The 18,634-nt window shown below is 51.8% G+C and carries 16 protein-coding genes; 6 read left to right on the top strand and 10 right to left on the bottom strand.

The window, feature by feature from the left end:
• Nucleotides 1-453: 453 nt before the first annotated feature.
• Nucleotides 454-2,997: a PEP/pyruvate-binding domain-containing protein gene (locus METFOR_RS06090; RefSeq protein WP_015285232.1), complete on the bottom strand. Its 2,544-nt coding sequence runs from the start codon at nucleotides 2,995-2,997 to the stop codon at nucleotides 454-456.
• Nucleotides 2,998-3,211: 214 nt separating this feature from the next.
• Nucleotides 3,212-4,537, bottom strand: coding sequence for a type I glutamate--ammonia ligase (gene glnA, locus METFOR_RS06085; RefSeq protein ID WP_015285231.1), 1,326 nt, complete (start codon nucleotides 4,535-4,537; stop codon nucleotides 3,212-3,214).
• A 127-nt stretch (nucleotides 4,538-4,664) separates the two neighbouring features.
• Between glnA and METFOR_RS06080 the strand changes: the two genes are divergently transcribed.
• The 6 genes from METFOR_RS06080 to METFOR_RS06055 all read left to right on the top strand — a co-directional run bounded on the left by METFOR_RS06080 (nucleotide 4,665) and on the right by METFOR_RS06055 (nucleotide 10,309).
• On the top strand, nucleotides 4,665-5,717 hold the full coding sequence (locus tag METFOR_RS06080; RefSeq protein ID WP_015285230.1) for a class II glutamine amidotransferase: 1,053 nt from the start codon (nucleotides 4,665-4,667) through the stop codon (nucleotides 5,715-5,717).
• Nucleotides 5,714-7,225, top strand: coding sequence for a glutamate synthase-related protein (locus METFOR_RS06075; RefSeq protein WP_015285229.1), 1,512 nt, complete (start codon nucleotides 5,714-5,716; stop codon nucleotides 7,223-7,225). Before METFOR_RS06080 ends, METFOR_RS06075 begins: the two co-directional genes overlap by 4 nt.
• A gap of 3 nt (nucleotides 7,226-7,228) precedes the next feature.
• Nucleotides 7,229-7,972 carry a GltB/FmdC/FwdC-like GXGXG domain-containing protein gene (locus METFOR_RS06070; protein WP_015285228.1) on the top strand — a complete coding sequence of 248 codons (744 nt, stop codon included), beginning with the start codon at nucleotides 7,229-7,231 and terminating at the stop codon, nucleotides 7,970-7,972.
• 5 nt (nucleotides 7,973-7,977) lie between these two features.
• The gene (locus METFOR_RS06065; RefSeq protein ID WP_015285227.1) at nucleotides 7,978-9,000 is read left to right on the top strand and encodes a Coenzyme F420 hydrogenase/dehydrogenase, beta subunit C-terminal domain; all 1,023 of its coding nucleotides are present in this window, start codon (nucleotides 7,978-7,980) and stop codon (nucleotides 8,998-9,000) included.
• Nucleotides 9,001-9,041: 41 nt separating this feature from the next.
• Nucleotides 9,042-9,239 (top strand): hypothetical protein, encoded by a 198-nt coding sequence (locus METFOR_RS06060; RefSeq protein WP_048110846.1) that lies wholly within the window; start codon nucleotides 9,042-9,044, stop codon nucleotides 9,237-9,239.
• A 212-nt stretch (nucleotides 9,240-9,451) separates the two neighbouring features.
• Complete coding sequence (locus tag METFOR_RS06055) at nucleotides 9,452-10,309, top strand: DUF4145 domain-containing protein (protein ID WP_015285226.1); 858 nt, start codon at nucleotides 9,452-9,454, stop codon at nucleotides 10,307-10,309.
• A gap of 880 nt (nucleotides 10,310-11,189) precedes the next feature.
• Here the strand turns inward: METFOR_RS06055 and METFOR_RS15530 are convergent.
• The 8 genes from METFOR_RS15530 to METFOR_RS06020 all read right to left on the bottom strand — a co-directional run bounded on the left by METFOR_RS15530 (nucleotide 11,190) and on the right by METFOR_RS06020 (nucleotide 18,624).
• The gene (locus METFOR_RS15530) at nucleotides 11,190-11,363 is read right to left on the bottom strand and encodes a hypothetical protein (RefSeq protein WP_015285225.1); all 174 of its coding nucleotides are present in this window, start codon (nucleotides 11,361-11,363) and stop codon (nucleotides 11,190-11,192) included.
• A gap of 92 nt (nucleotides 11,364-11,455) precedes the next feature.
• A complete protein-coding gene (locus METFOR_RS06050) occupies nucleotides 11,456-12,352 on the bottom strand; it encodes an ArdC family protein (RefSeq protein WP_015285224.1) in 897 nt (298 codons plus the stop codon).
• Nucleotides 12,349-12,684, bottom strand: a complete 336-nt coding sequence (locus tag METFOR_RS06045) for a hypothetical protein (RefSeq protein WP_015285223.1) — start codon at nucleotides 12,682-12,684, stop codon at nucleotides 12,349-12,351. The genes METFOR_RS06050 and METFOR_RS06045 overlap by 4 nt, the downstream gene beginning before the upstream one ends.
• Nucleotides 12,685-13,097: 413 nt before the next feature.
• Nucleotides 13,098-14,495: a hypothetical protein gene (locus METFOR_RS06040; RefSeq protein WP_015285222.1), complete on the bottom strand. Its 1,398-nt coding sequence runs from the start codon at nucleotides 14,493-14,495 to the stop codon at nucleotides 13,098-13,100.
• Nucleotides 14,496-14,608: 113 nt separating this feature from the next.
• On the bottom strand, nucleotides 14,609-16,648 hold the full coding sequence (locus METFOR_RS06035) for a C39 family peptidase (protein WP_015285221.1): 2,040 nt from the start codon (nucleotides 16,646-16,648) through the stop codon (nucleotides 14,609-14,611).
• A 327-nt stretch (nucleotides 16,649-16,975) separates the two neighbouring features.
• Entirely contained in the window at nucleotides 16,976-17,491 is a 516-nt protein-coding gene (locus METFOR_RS06030) for a hypothetical protein (protein WP_015285220.1), read from the bottom strand.
• 105 nt (nucleotides 17,492-17,596) lie between these two features.
• The gene (locus tag METFOR_RS06025; protein ID WP_015285219.1) at nucleotides 17,597-18,088 is read right to left on the bottom strand and encodes a hypothetical protein; all 492 of its coding nucleotides are present in this window, start codon (nucleotides 18,086-18,088) and stop codon (nucleotides 17,597-17,599) included.
• Between the two features lie 38 nt (nucleotides 18,089-18,126).
• Nucleotides 18,127-18,624: a hypothetical protein gene (locus METFOR_RS06020; RefSeq protein ID WP_015285218.1), complete on the bottom strand. Its 498-nt coding sequence runs from the start codon at nucleotides 18,622-18,624 to the stop codon at nucleotides 18,127-18,129.
• Between the last annotated feature and the right edge of the window lie 10 nt (nucleotides 18,625-18,634).

The raw sequence follows: 18,634 nt of genomic DNA, 5'->3' as shown, positions 1-18,634 counted from the left end.
GATCTTACCAGGAACATCTCCTTCCAGGGAGGCTAATGCCGGAAGATAAATCCGGTGCCTCTCCTGCCGGGAGCGAGTTCCCGTTCATTCCAGAGACCACATATACACGGTTTTTCGTTTCAGTTTGGTAGAAAGAAATTTCCTTCATAAATATTTAAAATTATTGTTTTTAGCAACCAATGGGGTTTTCTCAATGAGTGAAAGATATACTCAGACTAATCCGGGTACATGGCCTCAGATGAGTTGGATTTTTTCAATCCTTACAAAAACAAAACAAAGGAAACGAAAAGGAATTTTTTAAAAAAAACGTGCATGAAACCGAAGGGTTTCACACCAGAGCGAAAAAAATTATTTCAGCACAATATGCAGGCTGGTTAATTATTGGTGGCAAATCTTAAAATTTTCTTGACAAAATCCAGAAATTTTCTAACCGTATTTCCCCGCCCATTTTCTTTATTTACAAAGGACAGTCTGGGTTGTGATATCTGAATAAACTTCAATCCCGGAAGCTGCAACCACATGGATGACATGGGCAAGCTGATCATTCCCGCCCGACATCTCCGCGATAACGTTTTCCTGATCCAGGATACGGTGGGCGTTGAAGACAACATCTTTCTGCCCATCGAAAATTGCCACATAGAATATGCCGGACTCTACAATATCCTGGAAGAAATGGCTTCCGTAGGATAATTCCGGCATGAACCCGGCTTCCATTGAGGCCACCTCCCCGATAATCGCCATGTTGCTGATCTCGGCAAATCGCACCGGCACCCCCAGCATCGGGGTCGTTGTACCCCATCTTCCCGGGCCAAGCAGCATCACATTCTTTCCTTTCAGCCTGCTGTTCAGAACCCCGATCTGCCGTGCAACTGCATGCTTGTCCTGCTCGCTGAGCTGCAAATACTCCTGCGGGCTGATATAGATAATAAAGTCGAGCGGAATCCGTACATTCCCTCCCATGAAATTACCTTTGCCGGAGAAGATGCAGTCATTTACATCAGCAAGGTACGGCAGCTCAACGGTCCGGCCAAGACCCCTCGTCTGGAGCGGACGACACTGTAAAAGATTCACCCGGAAGTTGCTTTCCGATTTGAAATTCGCAGTGAACTCGATATCAACCGGATAGTCGTATACGGTTGAAAGCAGCGCGAGCATTTCTTTCATCAGTGCAGGAAATTCCGTCTCGTTGAGCAGGTTCCTGAAATCAAGTATGTAAGGTACTTTAATATCAGTCCGCCCGATCTCCCGCAGCCGGTTCACTGTCTGGGAATCGACACTCATGAAGAGTGCCCGGTCGACCTTCAGATCATACGAGACAAATTCTTCCAGTACCCGGTTGCGCCACGCATTCTCCGAAAGCGAGAGGACATCGACCATGTGCTGGGAAAATTTTTTTTCATCGCCATAACTCATCGGGGGCAGGCGCGACGGATCGTCCAGGCAGACAATCCGTGCATAATCGCCGACAGTCCGGTCCACGGCGCGAGTGCCGAGCCCGAAAACCAGCCGCAGCATCCCGGCATCAATATCCATGGTTTTGTCCCATATGTAAAGGTTCGAAGAGTTGCCCACACCGGCAATGTGCGGGAAATAGTCATCCTCGTACTGGTCCCCGGACACCCGCTGGACCAGGATTGCCATCTGCTCGTCCTGGTCAACGAGCCCCCGGGTCATCCGGTAATCGAGAGCGTCCTCACCCATGGTGCTGGCATATACCGTGCGGACGGCTTTTTCAAATGCCTCGTACCGTTCTTCAGGACTTCCCTGGTTTGCACAGAAAACGCTCTCGTACTTGCCGGAAAAGGAATTCCCGAAATCATCCTCGAGCAGCGAGCTGGAACGCACAATGATGGGCGACTGGCCGAAGTACTCCAGCATCTGCATGAACTGTTCACGGATTGTATTGGGGAACATACCCTGCAGGAGTTTTTCCTGGAGATCGGGTGCATACTTGTAATATCCCTCCCGCGTTTTCTGTTTCGTACGGAGACGCCACCACCCGTTCTGGACAATATAGGTGTAGAAGATATCAGATCCCAGGTAGAACGAGTCGTGCGGTTCTAAAAAGTGCAGGAACCGATTACCCCCGTCCTTCTCCAGGATCTTCCGTGCAAGCAGCATCCCCACACTCTTCCCCCCGAGGAATCCGGTCCCGACTTCCCGTGAGGCTATCGCAAGGATATCGGCAAGGGAAAAATACCGGGCACAGAGTTCAAACATCCGGGAAGGCCTGCCAATCAGGATGTTCATGAGCGACCGCTTGACCGGCTCCTGCTGCTTTGGGGGGAGGGTAAGGGCTTCGTGTGCGCGATCAAATGCCACCGTCCAGTAATCCAGCCTCTCGCCTTTGCGCTCGACACTGGAGAAGAGCTCCGCAACTTCAGAACTGGCCGTGATGCAGACGGCCTCGTTCCCACGGATCAGGTGCGGGAAGAACATTGTCGGGGAGTATCGCTGCCAGACCTTGAGCGGGTGAATATAGATCCTGCCGTTCACGAGATACAGATCGAGAAGAAGCTGGGTTGTCTCCCGGATACCGGCAATGGTCCCGTACGTATGGGCATTCCGGATAATTGCAAAGTAGGCAATCGTGTCCAGTTCGTACAGGAAGGGGCAGCTGACCCGGAAAAAGTTACCGATCATCAGGTCGGAATACCAGTACTGCAGCAGATCCGTCAGGCTGTCGAAAACATAGAATGCCTTCTTCCCTTCGCGTTCAACGAGGGTATGTACCTCCGTTGCAAAGTGCTCGAATCCCAGCGTTGGATCAACGTGGTAAACCTGGATCTCCGCTGCATCCTGCAAAAGCGGCTCGTGGCTTCCGAACCGGACGTACACCATCCTCCGTCCTTCTTTGAGGGCCTGCATAACATAGGGTTCCACCATCCGCTGGTAGTCAGGGATCGAATCAACCTGCCAGACAACATTGTCCCCGAGCCGGAGGCCATCGATGACCCGGTCGAAACCAGATATACCCGTGCTTACCCGGTCATGCATCTTCGCACCTGCCCGTGATGGAATGACAAACATCGCTTTCGCAGGAGCGGCAGGATCGGTTTGCACGTCCGGGGCCGTACCTCATTTCTGGTCGCCGAAAGAAAAATACTGGAACGTGGATTGCGCGATACATGATGATGGTGACTCCCCGCATCCCGTTTTTCCGTTCTTCAGGTATTATCCGGCGTTCCATATCCTTCAGGGGGATTCTGTCTTAATACGTTGCAAGGTAACGGTCAAGCTCCCACGGGTGAACCGTGAGCCGGAATGCATCGGTCTCCATCTCTGCAATGCGGCTGAGGTTGTCGACAACATGAACGCCCAGGGTATCGCAGAGCACGTCATCCCGGAGAAGCGCAGCATTGGACTCGGCGAGGCTTCCCGGCAGCATGTCGATACGGAGCTTCTTCCTGAGCTTCGCATCCATGTGATAGATGTTGGAATTGGTCATATCCGGCGGCATGATCTTGTTTTTAACACCATCGAGACCTGCGGCGAGCATACAGGCAAAGGTGAGGTACGGATTGCACATCGGATCCGGGCTCCGTAACTCAGCCCGCGTGCTGTTGCCCCGTGCTGCCGGCACGCGGATGAGGGCAGAACGGTTTGCTGCGCTCCAGGAGATATAGCAGGGTGCTTCATAGCCGGGAACGAGGCGCTTGTACGAGTTGATGGTCGGGTTTGCCACGCGCGTGATCGCCTTTGCATGTTTCAGGAGACCGCCGATATAATACATCGCGGTATCGGAGAGCTGGAGCTCTGCATTGGGATCATAGAACGCGTTTTTGCCATTCTTCGAAAGGGAACCGTGGGTGTGCATGCCACTTCCATTAATGCCGGCAATCGGTTTTGCCATGAACGAGGCATGCATACCATACTGCAGGGCAATGGACTTGGCTGCAAACTTGAAGGTGATGACCCGGTCTGCCGTTGTGAGAACATCCCCGTACTTGAAATCAATCTCGTGCTGGCTGTCTGCGACTTCGTGGTGGGATGCCTCTATCTCGAATCCCATATCACTGAGGGCAAGAACGACATCGCGGCGGACATCTTCAGCAGCGTCTGTGGGCGCAAGATCAAAGTAAGCCCCGCGATCCTCGAACTCTGTTGTCGGCACGCCATCGATCATCCGGAACAGGAAGAACTCCAGCTCCGGGCCGGTGTTGAAGGTGAATCCCATCTTGGCTGCTTCGGCGATGGTCCTGCGGAGCACGTTGCGGGGATCGCCCTCAAACGGCTTGTTGCCATACGTCTGGATATCACAGATGAAGCGGGCGACTTTACCTTCACCGGGCCTCCAGGGCAGCACCGCGTATGTTGCGAGGTCCGGTTTGAGGAGCATATCGGACTCCTCGATTCGCGCGAAGCCCTCGATGGATGAACCGTCAAACCAGATACCGTCGGTCAGTGCTTTCTCTGCCTGGATAGCCGGGATGGACACGTTTTTTGGCAAACCCTGGATATCCGTGAACTGCAGGCGGATGAATTTGACATTCTCCGCTTCAATTTTTTTCAAAAATTTTTGTATGTCCGTTGTCATACTGGAAGGAATGTTCCACCCACCAATATAAATAGTTATTGAACTAACCTGATTATGCAGCCTTGCAACCACTTACTGGATCAGGATTCAGTGTCCGGAAGGAGAAAACAGGGAAATTCGTGATGCTATGTGTGGAATAATTGGTGTAATTGACCGGAGCCGCCAGTGCATGGACGGCTCAAAAATCCGGGAGGCACTTGCTTCGATGGACGAGCGGGGCAGCGGCGAAGGATCCGGGTATGTTGCGTACGGGATTTATCCGGATTACAAGGAGTACTATGCCCTCCATGTCTTCTTCGATAATATCCGGGAACATAAGGTCCCGCTGGAGGAACTCCTTGAGAAATGGGGCATGATCATCCACGATGAGCAGATAAAAACGTATGAGCAGCCCGGTTTACGCAAGGTCCATACGCCATGGCGTTACTTTTTCCGGCCTAACCCGAGTATGATGCCAAAGAGCACCTCACCGGAGGAGGACATCATCACCTCGCTTGTGATGAAAGTCAACAGCGAGAGAAACGGCGCACTGATCTTTTCCTCCGGAAAAAACCTCGGCGTCTTCAAAGCTGCCGGCTGGCCGGAAGATGTGGCGAACTTTTACCGCATCCAGGATTACAAGGGGTACCTCTGGCTCGCGCATAACCGCTACCCGACCAATACAGCCGGCTGGTGGGGTGGCGCACACCCGTTCAACCTGCTGAACTGGAGCGTTGTCCACAATGGCGAGATCACGTCCTACGGCACAAACCGGAGATACATAGAAAGTTTCGGTTACAAGTGCACAATGCAGACGGATACGGAAGTCGTTGCATACCTCATCGATCTTCTGGTACGGAAGCACGGGCTCTCAGAAGAGATGGCAGTCCGGGCTTTTGCGCCCCCGTTCTGGGATGAGATCGACCGTATGCAGAAGAAAGACCAGGAACTCAACCAGGCTCTCCGCCTTGCATACGGCCCTGCCCTCATGAACGGACCATTCGCAATCTGTGTGGCAAAGGAGAACCTGCTCTGTGGTTTCACCGATCGCATCAAGCTCCGTCCCCTTGTTGCGGCAGAGAGTGGCGACCGGCTCTTCATCTCCAGCGAAGAGGCGGCTATACGGAGGATCGATGATGATGTCACCAATATCCGCATGCCCAGTGCCGGTGAAGCGGTAATCGGGAGGTTATACGCATGAGCATCGGCAGCACTCCCCTGAAATACCGGGTGCGGATCGAAACGGAGCGGTGCATGCAGTGCAAACGCTGTATCGAGAACTGCTCGTACGGGGTGTTCCGGGAAGAGAGTGACGGGATCGCGATACAATCACGCAACTGCGTTGCCTGCCACCGCTGCCTTGCCTTCTGTCCGCGCGATGCAATCGAGATTGAAGAGAAGCCCGGGGATTACCGGAGCCATCCCGTCTGGACGCGCGAGGCACGGGAAGCGATCTTCAACCAGGCAAAGACCGGAAAGATTGTCCTTGCCGGCATGGGAAATGCACTTCCCTACCCGATCATCTTTGACCGGCTCCTCCTTGACGCCTGCCAGGTGACCAATCCCAGCATCGACCCGCTCCGGGAGCCCATGGAACTGCGTACCTATATCGGGAAGAAGCCGTCATCCCTTAACCTGCGGCAACTCGAAAATGGCGACATCCAGCTCTGCACAAAACTCTCACCCAACCTCCAGATCGAGACTCCCGTCATGATCGGGCACATGAGTTACGGAGCAATCAGCCTGAACGCCCAGACTGCTCTTGCAAAAGCCGCAAGCCGCATTGGGACATTCATGGGTACCGGAGAAGGGGGGCTCCACGAATCGCTCTACCCGTACCAGGACCACATGATCGTCCAGATAGCATCCGGCCGGTTCGGCGTGGATATCAATTATCTTGAGCGGGGAGCGGCCATCGAGATCAAGATCGGTCAGGGTGCAAAACCGGGTATCGGGGGACACCTCCCGGGGGATAAGGTCTGCGCGGACATTTCCTGCACCCGCATGATCCCGGAGGGCAGCGATGCAATCAGCCCGGCACCGCACCACGACATCTACAGCATCGAGGACTTAAAACAGCTTGTCCGTGGCCTGAAAGAAGCAACCGAATGGAAAAAACCGGTCTTTGTAAAGATCGCAGCGGTTCACAACTCGGCTGCGATAGCGGCGGGCATTGCCCGGTCCGGTGCGGATGCCGTTGTCGTGGACGGGTTCCGCGGGGGCAGCGGTGCAACGCCCCGGGTGTTCCGCGATCATGTCGGCATTCCGGTTGAAGCCGCCGTGGCAAGTGTTGACGCAAAGCTCCGCCAGCAGGGGATCCGGAACGAAGTCTCCATCATCGCAAGCGGCGGGATCCGGGAGAGCGCCGATGTAGCGAAGATCATCTGCCTTGGCGCCGATGCCGTGTACATCGGGACATCCGCGCTCATTGCTATGGGCTGCCGGGTCTGCGGGACCTGCTACCGCGGCACCTGCGCATGGGGAATCGCCACCCAGAAACCAGAACTTGTTGCCCGGCTGAACCCGGAGGCGGGCGCAGTCCAGGTGGAGAACCTGATCCACGGGTGGACCCTCGAACTTGCCGAACTGATGGGAGCCGCCGGGATCAACAGTATCGAGAGCCTGCGCGGCAACCGTGACCGGCTCCGGGGATACATGCTCGATGAAGGACTGATGGATGTGCTTGACGTAAAGACGGTAGGAGCATAGGCGATGGGAGAAGTTCGTATCAATGCAAAAGATATGCCGTACCAGGCCCTCAACCAGCGGGTCCGGGCTCTTGTTGCCAGCGGCGAGAAGGATATCATTCTCGACAATGTGCTCGGCCAGCGGTTCATCGGCGACGGGATCCGGGGAGAGGATGTAACCATAACGGTCAATGGCGTACCGGGCGGGGATCTCGCCATGTTCATGAGCGGTCCGACGGTCATCGTCAACGGCAATGCCGATCATGCGCCCGGCAACACCATGGACAACGGGAAGGTCATCATCCATGGCAGTGCCGGGGATGCGGTAGCCCACAGCATGCGAGGCGGCCGGATTTATGTCCGGGACAATATCGGGTACCGTGGGGGCATCAACATGAAAGAGTACCAGGAGAAGCGCCCCATTCTTGTGGTTGGCGGGGCAGCCCGGGCGTTCCTGGGCGAGTACATGGCGGGAGGTCTCGTGATTGTCCTCGGGGTGGACGGAGTTACTCCCGTCAGCGAGCGGGGTGTCGGCAGCGGCATGCATGGCGGTGAGATCATTGTACGGGATCGCATTGACAACACCTGTCTTGGGGGTGGAGCGGAACAGAAGAAACTCACCGAAGATGAGAAATCTGCGATCCGGCCAATCCTTGAAGATTTTGTCCGGACATTTACCATCGATCCGGACCCGATCTTTTCCGCAGACTATTCGAAGATCGTACCGGCAAGCAGGCGGCCTTTTGCCAGCAAATATACGTGGGAGTGAGCGCAATGGCACAAAAAAATTATCTTGATCTGAAAAAGGAGGTCTGGGAGACCGGTATATGCTCGGGCTGTGGTGCCTGCATTGCAGTCTGCCCGGCGGATGCGCTATCGTTTCCCCACGGGGAGATGGTCACAAGCCCGGTCAGTTCGGGCTATTGCAAACAGGCAACGGATTCTGTTGCCTGCGGCGCATGTTATGCTGCATGCCCGAGGACCGGGCCGCAGCCGGAGGAGACACTGGGCACGTATCTCGAACTCCTCTCAGCCCGGTCAGCATCGGAAGTTCCCTATGCGCAGAGCGGCGGCGCAGTCACGGCAATCCTTGCCCACGCATTTGATGCAGGGCTCATCGATGCGGTTGTTACCGTGAGCGAGGACCGGTTCACCCTGAAGCCATCGTCTGCGATCATAACAAAGTCCGAAGCACTCATCAGTGTTGCCGGAAGCCGGTACAGCTGGTGGGTGCCGCTCCTTGCAGCGTTGAAAACCGCAGTTGTTGAGAAGAAATACCGGCGGATTGCAGTTGTCGGAGTTCCCTGTGCAGTCCAGGCTCTCGGAAAGATACGCACGAGCGACAACGATCTCCTCAGGCCCTATGCCAAGGCCATCCGCCTTGTGATCGGCCTGTTCTGTACCGAGTCGTTCGACTATTCCTCGCTCATCCACACCCAGCTCCAGGTGCGCAACAAGATTGAGCCCTTCCAGATCAAAAAACTCGATGTGAAAGGAAAACTCACCATCGAGAAGACCGATGGCAGCAGCACAAGCATTCCCCTCCCGGAACTGGAAGCCTGCATCCGAAAAGGCTGTCATTCCTGCACGGACTTCACCGCTCTGGATGCGGATATTTCAGCCGGTTCCGTTGGCAGCCCGGCAGGCATGACCACGTTCCTCATCCGGAATACCACGGGGAAAGCATTTGTTGACGCGGCAGTTCAGGCCCAAAAACTTCTCGTTAAAGAAGGAGCGGATATTCCTGCAATAGAGAAACTGGCAAAGGCCAAGATCAAAAAGAACCGGAAGAAATAATTTTTCAGAGCACCGGTCCCGCATCTTTTTCCGGAACGAGTGTGAGTTCCAAAAAGGAGACCTCTGGCAGAAAAAAAATCTGTAGAAAAGATATTCTCTTAAACTCTTTTGAAGTAATGATGGGGGCTGATGCCCCCATACTCCCCATGAAGATGCTTGCCGCTGAAGTCGAAGATTCTCTGATGGGATTCGGGGCAACAAGTGCGATGCGCAAATCGGATATTTTTACTGAATTTTGAAACGAAAACTGAATTAGAATTATTTCCCACGCACGATAAATAAATATTTTCCTGATTTCTGTTCAATAAAAAAATGATCAAAAATGTAAAGCGCGCACAGGATCAACTCATTTTTTCAGAGATTTTACGCTCAATTGGGCCCAGGTCACTGCCGCGTGGGCTTCCCTATGTAATTTTCAACTGTTTTTAAGACTGAAAAATTTTTTAAAATAATGTCAAACTTACTTCGCTTTAAGAGGTCTCAAGACCAGATTGATAATATGGACCATTCATATGAGGAAATTCGAAAAGCTACTGTCGATATCCTTTCCGGAAGAGAAAACTCATCATATACTCCAAATCAATTTGTTCATCTGCGAATTGGAGTTGCCGAAGTCATACAAAAACGGGATAGGAGCACCCCTGATCCATATCCGAGAGAGGCACAACTTTCTCGAAATGACCAGGATCTTTTCCAAGAAGTATTCTGGGACCTCTTCAGGCAGAACATCATAACTCTCGGAACCAGTGGAGATCCTAACGCTTCATATCCATGGTTCCGGGTTTCCAGTTTTGGTAAGCAGGTCTTGGTAAATGATGAAGTATATTTTTTCCATGATCTCACAAGCTATGAAAAAATAATTAGAGAAAACATTCCGGAAATCGATGAAATTACTTTGTTTTATCTAAAAGAGGCTATGCAGGCTTTCATAGTGGGATGTCGCCTTTCCTCTGCTGTAATGCTTGGCGTTGCATTAGAATATTCCCTTGAATCTCTTTATGATGTGATTAAGGAGAATGCAGCGCACTCAGCTCATTTCCAAAGCGTGTCGAAAGAACAGACATTACTCCGAAAATTCAATAAATTTAAACAAAAGCTTAACGAGAAAAAGTCAGATTTGCCCAAGGAATTAAAAGAAGATCTCGATACCAATCTCGATATGATTGTGTCTCTTATCAGAAATTACAGGAATGAATCCGGTCATCCGAATGGCAAGGTAATTTCACGTGAACAATGTTACGTAAATCTTCAACTGTTCATCCCCTGTTGCAAGAAAATTTATGAATTGATGTCATACTACAAACAGTGAGCCGGTCCGCGGAGCATGTGCGAGCACGGCGTAGTCGTGCGAAGCGGGGCGGCGGTCCTCTCTCGGTGTTCGCGTGATAGGAAGACGCTCGGTCATGTTCGTCTCCACGGGCTGACCGCCCGTTCCGCTCACATCACCTCGCTGTATCTCTTCGGTTGACAGGGCAGACGAAGACGCACCCCCTTGCTCGCAGGCTCGCGGCGGGGCTTGCTGTCCGGCCCGCTCCTCACACCATGCTTTGCATCGTGTTCGTCGCTGTTGATGGTACTCATATCGTACGTTCAGTGACTCACTCGCACGACGCATCAGGGGCTCGGACTCGATGCTGATGCATCTCGTTACCTTCGCACCCTGAAGCGGTGCTCGTTCGGGCCACTGCGGCCACGACCCGCCGCCCGCTTCGCTCCTCCCGCCCTTGAAAGGGACGGGCAGTCATTAGGATCACCACGGGGTAAGGTTTCCGGTTGGGGGTGGGAGGATGCGAGCCGGAACACGGCGACCATCGCCGTGTCGCGTGAGCATCGGGCGGGTCCAGGCAGACCAGGACGGCCCAATAGAACAGGCACATGGGTGCACGGCGGGGGGCGGGAGAAGGCGAGCCGGTTACGGGACCGCGACGCGGGCCCGTCGCGTGAGCCTTCGGGGGTGGGCCAACTTTGCCAAGAAAGATAATCCCGGACGCCGATATTGTACTAACCCGGTGCAGGACTCGTGATTGGCCTCATGGTGTTCCTGCCCGGGCCACTTTTTACCGACAGAAAAAGATGATTCGCATCTTCATCCTGTGCAGCCACCACCGGAGACTTTTCCACATTCCAAAAATGGTATTCCGGTATTTCCTTCGCTCCCAGAACTCGCGCCGGCTGATCATGCGATCCCCTCAGTACTCCGAGGCTGTCCCGGTCGGCAGCGGGTCGCAGATCCATGCGATACGGTCGAGCTGCCGCCGCTCTGCGATCAGGGTGTCGAGGCCCTCCCGCTCTGCCCGGATTTTCCACGAGCTGACGATCTCATCATGCCTGTGGCGGAGGTCCTGCGCATCGGCCTGCAGCATGAAGGCCCGCTGCTCCTTGTCCGTGTATTCAATCTCGATCCGTTCGAGCTATTCGAGGACCTTGAGCGGCATCGCATCAAAAACAGTGGGGGTCATGCCGGCACCCCTTCCACTGCGGTGGCCGGGGCCGGGGCATTCGCCCCGAGCATGAAATCCGCTGCCTTCTCTCCCCTGCCCGCTGCATACATCACGAGATCGGCGTCGGCCTTGATCGCCTTCGCCCAGTTCTGGAGATAGGCGGCCTGGTTCTGGATGATTGCTGATGAGTCGATACCGGTGAGGGCTGCCAGGTATGCACTCCCGATCTCTGCGACCAGTTCCTCGCGCCCGTAGGTCTCGGACCCGAAACAAACAGAATCGGTCCGCTTGAACCGGTCGAGCCGGGGCCCGGTGGAGTGGATACACTCATGGAACATCGTCGCATAGTAGTGCTCGGAGCTCCTGAACTGGCCGATCTCCGGGCAGGTGATGATATCCATTTGCGGGGAGTAGGCGGCCCGGCTGCCATCGGTGATCCGTATTGAGTGCCGGCCCGTGTATTCCTGGATAACTGTATCACATCCAAGAAGGTGGGCGTTCTCTTTCACGTCCGGCAGTTGGTAACCCTTCTCCTTGTAATCAGTCTGGGCGATATTGAAGACCGTGAAGGCTTTGAGGGAACGGATCTGTTTCCTGCTCTCTGTCTCTTCGCCATTCTCATCGGTCTTCGTGTCGGTCTTCACGGTCCGGCCCGCGTAGATAATCCCGGTCCCGTGTTCTCCGAACTGGACCTGAAGACCTGCGGCGTGATACTGGCGGTAGGTTGCCCAAAAGGGGAGAGAGTAAGAGCTGAGCCCGAGGATCAACCGGTTCAGCCCGGTGTAGGCCCTGCCGCTGAAAAGATTTCGCGGGCTGTTCTCGGTCCACGGCTTCAGCCAGGGGATCTTTCCCTCCGAGAGGGACTTAATGATCCTCTCGTTGATCTGCGCCTTAACGTCCGCTGCCTTCATGCGTGCACCCCGGCGGGCTGCATGGTTGCGACGTGCGCATATTTCCGCTCCCCCTTGATCATGCCCTTGATCTGTGCGAGCGGGGTGACATATTGCACATCGTTGATGGAGATCATCACAGCTTTACCGGACCGGGTGATCCATGCCTTCCCGACCGGGTCCGCGTCCGGGTTCTTCATCACATCAGAGATATCATAGACCGAGGCGGGCCAGTGGTCTTCAAGCCTGCGGACTTTGCCGGCAGGGATAACCGCCTGCATGGTCTTCACATCGATACGCACCAAGCCATTATAGAGGCGGGCAGCCCCCCCGTAACCGCGCCGTGTGGCCATGACCCGCCCTTTCGGTTTCCTGTTGGTACGCGATCACCACGGCTGGACCCCCCCGACAAAGCGAGCGACCGTCCGCTGATGCGTCCGGTAACCGTCGCTTTGTCTTTCCCACCCTTGCCCTGAAACCGACCCCCGTTCTATCGCAATGACTGCCCTCCCTTTCAAGGTAGGGAGGAGCGAAGCGGGCGGAAGGTCGCTCTTGGCCAAGCGGCCCGAGCGAGTACCGCGACAGGGGCGCGAAGGTAAGGAGCCGCATCAGCGGCGAGTCCGAGCCCCCTGTGCGTCGTGCGAGCGAGTCACCGAGCGTCCGCGTTTTTGCATCAACAGCGACGAGCATTCCGCGAAGTATGCCATTAACCTACGGAACCTGAGGAGCAATCCCCCCGATCTCAGATTGTCTTCAATAGCGGGGGTTATCTGGAAAACTTGATCTTTCGACAGAATCTCCATAATAATACAGCAGCAACCACACCGAAAAAAAAGATAAAACCCGGAAATATTATTGATTCATTCCGGGATTCAGGAGTATATGATAAATACTCTTCGTGAGGGGAATCAAGGGAATGGGTGACAGCTGATGGGGAAAGGACATTCCGAATAAGAGATTTTAACGGACTGATGTTTTCCCGTATGTCGGATGATCCGATCACTCCATAATAGAGTATATATAAGTTGGTTCCGGGATAACCGGTTGTTTCATATATTGTAAAAAAGCCTGAAGTATCCCGGCTTTCATACTGGGTAACATTCCAGTGATTTGATGTATTTCCATTTTCATCTGAAATGGCAATGGATATATCAGTAACATTTCCGTTTTCCTTCAGGTAATTGAGCAATTCCTGTTTCTTATCAACTAATTGAGATATATCATTAAAGAACCAGACTTCCGAAACGTACTGGTTTCCGTTTTTGAGATAAGCCATTTTTTTATATCCCCGGTATGGAGAAAGATCCGGGAAAAATGGCATAGCGGTATCCTGTGATACATTACAGCCCCAGTAGGCAGGGGGTTGAGGATTGGCATCGACAAGGTTGAAAATTTTTTTCACAATAACGTCCCGGATCCCTTCGTCTGCATCTTTCAGGCTGGCGGTTCCAGGCACGCCATAATCAGATATTTTTCCTTCCCAATAGGATATGGAACCGGTTGTACCGTAATAAGAAATCCGTAATTTCTCCCCGGGAAATGTAGGAGTATTGTGGAATATAAAATAACCTGATGTCGAATCACTTTCATACATCATTACCGTAACTTGCCTTTTTGAAATATTCTGGAGATATGGATTTTTTGTCTTAACAAGCGCAGAGGAAAGGTCTATCGTTGAATTTTCTATTGACCCGTGTTCGCTCAGGAATCTGATTAATTCTGTCTGGGTTGTTGTGAATGTCAGGTTATCGTCACAATACCAGTCCAGGGATATCAGGGTCATACTATGGGGAAAATCGATATATTTTTGCATTCTCCAGTAACCTGACAATACCGGAAAAAGAGGAAATGGGGATTCGGGATGTGGGTTTTCAACCGGATCCAGGTAATCCGTCTCCATAAAACGTTCATTTACAGAATAATCCGAGGCCGCGAGAATATCCCATGAGAATATTGTCTCGTTATATGCAGCATCTGGTGATACTGCCATATTTGCCGGATAATAACTCACTGCATCGTGAGAAACCGGTAGCATATACCCTACCCTATATTCCGGGGGCGGTGCACCGGCGTTGGCAACACTAATAATTAACGAGATGGCAATGACAAAAAGGAAAATGAGAGGGTGCTTTTTTTTGTTACATTTTACCTGGTGTTGATTCATGTGAAATCAGTTCCCTGTTGTTCTAACCAAAAAATAGATGGATTTATTTTTAATCCTTTTTTCTGGTGAAGTTCCTTTTCCATCTGACATCACGACTGGTGAATGCAGTGTTTTCAGATTGCCGTGGTCGATACGCTCTCTTTCAGCTCTGTGCTGTTCGGAACGAATGTAAATGCCTTTGCGGCTGATGACTGGGCTGCTGCAATCATAGACTGGTCATTCACTTCGATAATATATGGAGTTTGATCCGTACCAATACCTGTTGATGAACCATAACTCATCGACAGTCCCATATAATTACGAACAATCAATGTGAGCGTATTGGACCCTGCATTCATACCTGATGTCAGTTCCAGCGGCGCATGCTGATGTGCATAGTGGCCTTCGGCATCGAACTGTATCCCATTTGGAGTATCAACAGTGAAACCGTCATCGGCATACGTTCCGATAAGTTCTGAGCTGCTGCCCGAGAGATACACGCGCCCGTTCCCGTCCCAGTTACAGGAAAATGTCATAGGATCGGACTGCGGCCAGTTTTGCGGATACATAGTTGCATCAAATGCATCCCCTGCTTGACAAAGCGGTACGATTGCAGGGAGTGCCTCTTCTTTAAATGTGGCAGTGATTGTGTGGTCTGAAGTTACATCTGAGAACGTGTAAGGGTTCTGAGTAACGGGTGAATTATCGACAAGGATTTGATCAATGATATAACCTGAATCGGGAGTAATGGTGAAAACTTTCCCGGTACCTGTAGGTACCTGAACAGTTCCTGCCGGATCTATAACTCCATGAGGGCCGGCAGAGGATGTAATTGTGTAGGTATAATCCGGTCGCACGTACGTATTCAATGCAGCCAGGACCCAATTTCCGAATCGGATGTGGCGATTATTACTATAGTCCCATGTATCGTGAATCGTGATATATTTTTGAGAGCCCCAACTTTGGTAGGTATACCCCACTGCGGCAACACTATGGAATCCATATGGTGTTGTTGGGCTTTCTTCAGGCGCTCCCCCCCACATCATTGAAAGGACGAAGGGGCGTTCGGCATCAATTTCACTTTGTATTGCCGGCCAGCTGTATGCGGTCACGAGTGCGCTACTGGATGTATAGTGATAACCGGAATTGATCGCGGTAATTCTGTTTATGCCATATGCAATCATCCACGGCCATGTCGACCCTTGGGCATCTGTGCCCATTTCAGCCGCTAACTGTTGATTTAACGGATCTCCGGTTGGCCATGAGGCATCAGGCAGTCTTGTTAACCCCCGTCCACGCCAGTAACCAAGCACCATTGCTGCAGATGTGGGTGAACATCCATGTGTCCAGTTAAAATATGGAACACCAGAAATTGTTTTTTCAATAGCGGATAATGCCGATGCAGATTTGACTTCGGCCGTTTTCGTTGATGAAGATACACTCATTTTATCAATTGTATCCCACTCAGCCTGTGCTTCCAGTTTTTTCTGTTTCTGGAATTTTTGGATTGATGTTTGATTAAGAACTGTTTGTGCTTCTTTTTGTACAGCGATCAATTCAGTACTGACAGCGGCATTCCTGGAACCGGAGACCGTTTCTGGATTAATAATCCTCATATCATAAAGGTCAACAAGGATTTTGTCCTGGCTTTGTTGAGAAGTACTTTTCACAGTACTGGTCTTTTCAACCGGATATTCTATATAAAAGAAGGTTGCCCCAAGATAAAGTGGGCGTCCTGCACCAAGAGTGGCCTGCTGTGACTTCGCATCAGCTGCTGCAAGTTCCGCGCCTTTTACCTGATTGGATATCTCACGGTCGGGGGTCCTGCCTTTGGAAAATTCCAGCAGAGGATAATTATCCCGTGTTGCAGAAATCATCAGGTACCCGGCATACTGTCCATTTACAAGAACATCAAACGAGTAAGCAGATGCTTTCCCATTAAGATCATAATAGGTTGTTGCTTTTTGAACAGTTGCCCCTTTCCAGTCCGGATATTCTTTCATCGAACCAGAGACTTGCTCAACATAATAATTGGCAACTGATGTCGCTTTTTCCACACTGACAAAATTTTTATCCGGAATAGTATTATCCGGTTCAGCGCTCACTATCGGTACCATAATCATCGCTGCGAGCAACAATACGAGCAGGATGACTGCAGGTTTGAATAATCTCATATGTTTCAATACCTCCTTTTATCGGTTTTTTTCAGAGGCATGATACAAATCTTCATAAGAATAGAAGAATATTGTATAATGCCTACGGGCAGGCGAGGTTCATCTGACTTCCAAGGTAGGGTGAGCTTCGTCCTACAACTTCTTGGTTATTCTTACGATCATATATAATCGTAAGATGCGGGTTGTTCGATAACGATTTCTCTTAAACAGCGCTGATTGAAAATTTTAACGCGATTATGAGATTATAGCAGCATTAAAATTTTTAATGGTATTGTAACAATCTTCAAGAAATTCTTAACAAAAAAATCGAAGGGATAGTCCATCCAATCATCCCCCCATCCCCGTAATCAGCCCAACAATCTGCTGAGCTGTCGCGGGATCTACGACCCGGGCCAGGACCAGCCCGGCCATCGAGATAAAGAAGGTCCAGAAGACTTTCTTCACCTGCTCGTTCTTGCCGAACGCCTCGATCGTCGCATCCGTGTCCGCCTTCATCGCCCGCTGGATCAGCTTCGGCAGGAACACGAACAGCGGCAGGAACAGGATCGCAGCCCCGATGAATGCCAGGCTCGCGTCAGTCCGGCCCGCCATATAGATCCCGACCGGGGCCGCGAAGGTTCCGGCAAGGATCGCAGCCATCTCCACCTCGCCGAACCAGAAATAATGCCGCTTCTCGGCATACGTCAGCCGCTCGATGTCTGTCAGCTCAGGCAGTTCGAAGATGCCGAGCGTGTTCAGCATCCCGTACCAGACCGCATGAGTCTCTTCAGGGTCGGCGATGATACCGAGGAAGAGGATGATGACCGGCAGGATTAGCAGCAGGAGCGGGAAGTGTGCCAGCACGAGAATGCGGGTAGAATCGAGAACAGAAAGTTAGAGAGAATAGATTCTTTTTACCCTAATTTCTATGAATCCGCTGAAGAAAAACACATATGATATTCCAATCTCTTATGCCTGCCGCAGATAAAAAGATGCATCCACGGAAGAATTCGGACGGTTCTTCGCAACCACCCAGATACTATATCCACCTTCAGTGAATCCAGAAGTGTTCAGGGCAAACGACCATACATTCTCCACATCTCCGGCAGTAACATTTGTCGAATAAGTGCCCGAACCGCAGAACATATCAGGGTCGCATTTTGTTGTATGGTAGGGCTCTTTTATCCAGGCTATGTCCAGCACTTGTCCGACTGGCAATGTTGTTGTCCCACGGATTATGATCGTTTTGCCGGCCGGATATTCAGGGATGGGATTGACTGTGATAATATCAGTATCTGGCAGTTGTGTAGTAACAGATGGATGAACTGATCCCGTCTGAGGGAGATTGTCCTTCAATCCAGAAGCACCGTAAATATGACCTGCCCAGTAAAAGCCGAGGATAAGGATACCGCACAATAACAGTCCGGCAATGACAACGAGGTTTTTTTTATCAGTTTGCATTACCATTCCCCGGATTGTGCTAAATCACGGAAATGAGATCACATAAATGAACCCGATGGGATCTCGTGCTGAACAAATATCACAACCTGGCTTTTTTCATCGACCAGGAAATCCCAGGCAGTACCATTATGCAACACCCGGAGCGCCGGTGCACATGCAGCGTCGGAATAATCCTTTGGTGTCGGGTGACACTGGTACAGGACACCTTCGATCATACCCCCTCCGGCAAGAAGGGTGCGAACACGATCATCAGCAATAGCAGCTTTAGCGATAGCATTTTTCCGGGCCTCGTTCATCGGGTGAGCCGGATCATCTCTGCCAATGAACCGTATTGCCGTGTAATTCACAACAAAGACCGGGACGCCAGTCATTCCTGTTAGTGTCGGGACAACCGAATAGACAGGTGTTGGAGTTGTAATAGATGGACCCGGAGAAGATTCCGGGATTTTTCCATTAGTGTCCCGGCCAACGCAGCCTGAAAAACCACTGGTGATGATCAACAGGAGAAAAATAAGAGAGAGTATCTGGTTCTTCATCGTGGATCTT

Source organism: Methanoregula formicica SMSP (genome assembly GCF_000327485.1).
GTDB classification, from domain to species: domain Archaea; phylum Halobacteriota; class Methanomicrobia; order Methanomicrobiales; family Methanospirillaceae; genus Methanoregula; species Methanoregula formicica.
Note: the sequence above shows the minus strand (reverse complement) of the source record. Positions and strands in the feature narration are given on the sequence as shown.